Source organism: Paracraurococcus ruber (genome assembly GCF_004353985.1).
Taxonomy (GTDB): domain Bacteria; phylum Pseudomonadota; class Alphaproteobacteria; order Acetobacterales; family Acetobacteraceae; genus Paracraurococcus; species Paracraurococcus ruber.
This window is the reverse complement of sequence record NZ_SMOA01000467.1, coordinates 1-2777: the sequence shown is the minus strand read 5'-3', so window position 1 is coordinate 2777 and position 2777 is coordinate 1. Positions and strand designations below refer to the sequence as shown.

The window sequence follows — 2777 nt, the reverse complement described above, 5'->3', positions numbered from 1 at the left end:
CGCGTCCGGCGCCGCCGGCCAGGCGCCGCGCCGCCGCAAGCCGCCCTGCCAGAGGCGGCGACGGTCCCGGGCCGCGGCCGGACCCGCCCCCGCGCCGGCGGTCCCGTTCAGTGCACCGCGCTGGGCTGGTGCGGGCTGTCCAGGCTGAAGCCGGGGATCTCCACGTCGAAGCTCTCGCCGCTCTCGACCGCCACCATGTGATAGAGGCCGCGCATGAAGCCGGACGGCGTCGCCAGCGGCGTGCCGGAGGTGTATTCGAAGCTCTCGCCCGGATCGAGCACCGGGCGTTCCCCCACCACGCCGTCGCCATGCACCCGCTGGGTGCGCCCCTGCGCATCGGTGATCAGCCAGGTGCGCTTCAGCAACTGCACCGTGCGCCGGCCTTCATTGGCGATGGTGACGCGGTAGGCCCAGGCGAAATGGCCGCGATCGGGTTCCGACTGGTCGGCGAGGAAGTAGGTGCGGACGGTGACGCGCACTTCGCGCGTCACGGCGGTCCAGGCGGGGCTGCGGTTCTCGGCCATGGCATCAGGTCCGGCGCATGGCGGCGGTGGCCAGGCCGGCGCCGACCAGCATGGCGCCGCCCAGCCGGTTCAGCCCGCGCCGCACCGCCGGCCGCGCCACCGCGCCGGACAGCCGGCCGGCCAGCAGCGCATAGGCCATGGCGTTCAGCGCCGCGAGGCCGACGAAGGTCGCCACCAGCAGCGCCGCCTGCGGCAGGAAGGGCCGCGCCGGATCGAGGAATTGCGGCGCGAAGGCGACGAAGAAGGCGATGCTCTTCGGATTGAGCGCGGTCACGACATAGGCGTCGCGGCAGGCCCGCCTGGGCCCCGGCGGCGGCGCCGCGCCCGCGTCCGCCGGCGCGCGCCAGAGCCGGATGCCGAGATAGACGAGATAGGCCGCGCCGGCCCATTTCAGCAGCGTGAAGAGCGTGGCGGAGGCGGCGAGCAGCGCGCCGAGCCCGGCGAGCGACAGCGACATGGCGGTGAGGTCGCCGAGGGCGACGCCGCCGACCAGCGGCAGCGCGTCGCGCCATGCGCCGCGCCAGCGGGAGCCTTGCCGCCCGGCGCCGAGCGACTGGCCGATGACCAGCAGGATGGTCGGGCCCGGGATCAGCAGCAGCGCGAGGGAGGCGAGCGCGAAGGCGGTCCAGGTCTCGAGGGCCATGCAGGCGGTTTCCTCCCGGTGGTCTTGGCGAGTGACACTGCCACAGGCCGCGGGGCCTTCGCCACCGCGGCCATGTTTCAGCCGGCCTGTCGCGCGCGCCTACTCCGCCGCGCGCGCGACCGCGCCGCCGGCGGCCTCCAGCGCTTCCGTCAGGTCCTCGATCAGGTCGGCGACATCCTCGAGCCCGACCGAGAGCCGGATCGTGCCGTCGGTGATGCCGAGCCGCGCGCGCTCCTCCGCGCCGATGCGCATATGCGTCGTCGTGGCCGGGTGGGTGACCAGCGACTTGCTGTCGCCCAGGTTGTTGGAGACGTCGACGAGCCGCAGCGCGTTGCAGAAGCGGAAGGCGGCGTCCTTGCCGCCGGCCAGCTCGAAGGTCACGACCGTGCCGCCGCCGGTCATCTGCGCCCTGGCCAGCGCCTGCTGCGGATGGTCGGCGCGGAAGGGATAGAGGGCGCGCGCCACCTCCGGCCGTCCCGCCAGGAAATCGGCGATCGCGGCGGCGCTGGCGCACATCGCGTTCACCCGCAGCGCCAGCGTCTCCAGCCCCTTCAGGATCACCCAGGCGTTGAAGGGCGAGAGGGAGGGACCGGTGTTGCGGATGAAGGGCTGCAGCACCTCATCCACCCACGTCTTGCTGCCCAGCACGGCGCCGCCGAGCACGCGGCCCTGGCCGTCCATGTGCTTGGTGCAGGAATAGACGACGACATCCGCGCCCAGGGTCAGCGGCTTCTGCAGCAGCGGCGTGGCGAAGACATTGTCGACCACCACCACGGCGCCCGCCTTGTGCGCCAGCGCGGCGACGGCCGGCAGGTCGACCAGGTCCAGCATCGGGTTGGACGGCGTCTCCAGCAGCACCATGGCCGTCGGCGCCGCAAGCGCCCGTTCCCATTGCGCCAGGTCGCCGCCATCGACGAAGACGCTCTCGATCCCGTAGCGCGGCAGCAGCGTCGAGACGATCCAATGGCAGGACCCGAACAGCGCGCGGGACGCGACGACGCGGTCGCCGGCCTTCAGGTGCGACAGCATGGCGGCATGCACCGCGGCCATGCCCGTCGCGGTCATCCGGCAGGCCTCGGCGCCTTCCAGCAGCGCCAGGCGCTGCTCCAGCATCGCCACGGTGGGGTTGCCGAAGCGGGAATACTGGTAGTGGGTGGCGGTGCCGGCGAAGGTCGCCTCGGCCTGCTCGGCGCTGTCGTAGACGAAGCCGGAGGTGAGGAAGAGCGCCTCCGCCGTCTCGTCGTGGTTGCTCCGCATGGTGCCGCCGCGGGCCAGCAGGGTGGCGGGGCGGAGCGGGCGGTTCGGCAGGGACTTCGGCATCCGGGCGGGCCTTCGGGTACGACGCGGCGTCCGGCCCGATGAACGGGGCGGGGGCGACGGGTCACCCCCGGCGGCCGTTTAGCGCGCTTGTTTTCGCCCCCTGGAAGGGGCGCCCGTACGGGACCTCGCCGCAAGCTGGCCGGACAAATCGCGAGGGGCGGCCGGGCCGCCACCGTCCGGATAATCCCGGAGCCGGGGCGGGGTCAAGCCGCCCTGCGGCGGCGGGCGCGGGGGCCGTCTCGACGCGCCTGCCGCCGGCCGGGCCGGCCGGGCCGCGTCCGCCGCCACGC

The 2777-nt window shown here is 74.0% G+C and carries 3 protein-coding genes; all 3 read right to left on the bottom strand.

Annotated elements, in window-relative coordinates; all coding sequences use genetic code 11:
- Positions 1–107 precede the first annotated feature (107 nt).
- Complete coding sequence (gene apaG / locus E2C05_RS30815) at positions 108–524, bottom strand: Co2+/Mg2+ efflux protein ApaG (protein WP_133223426.1); 417 nt, start codon at positions 522–524, stop codon at positions 108–110.
- 4 nt (positions 525–528) lie between these two features.
- Complete coding sequence (locus E2C05_RS30810; RefSeq protein ID WP_133223425.1) at positions 529–1167, bottom strand: LysE family translocator; 639 nt, start codon at positions 1165–1167, stop codon at positions 529–531.
- 99 nt (positions 1168–1266) lie between these two features.
- Positions 1267–2487, bottom strand: coding sequence for an O-succinylhomoserine sulfhydrylase (gene metZ / locus E2C05_RS30805; RefSeq protein WP_192912558.1), 1221 nt, complete (start codon positions 2485–2487; stop codon positions 1267–1269).
- Between the last annotated feature and the right edge of the window lie 290 nt (positions 2488–2777).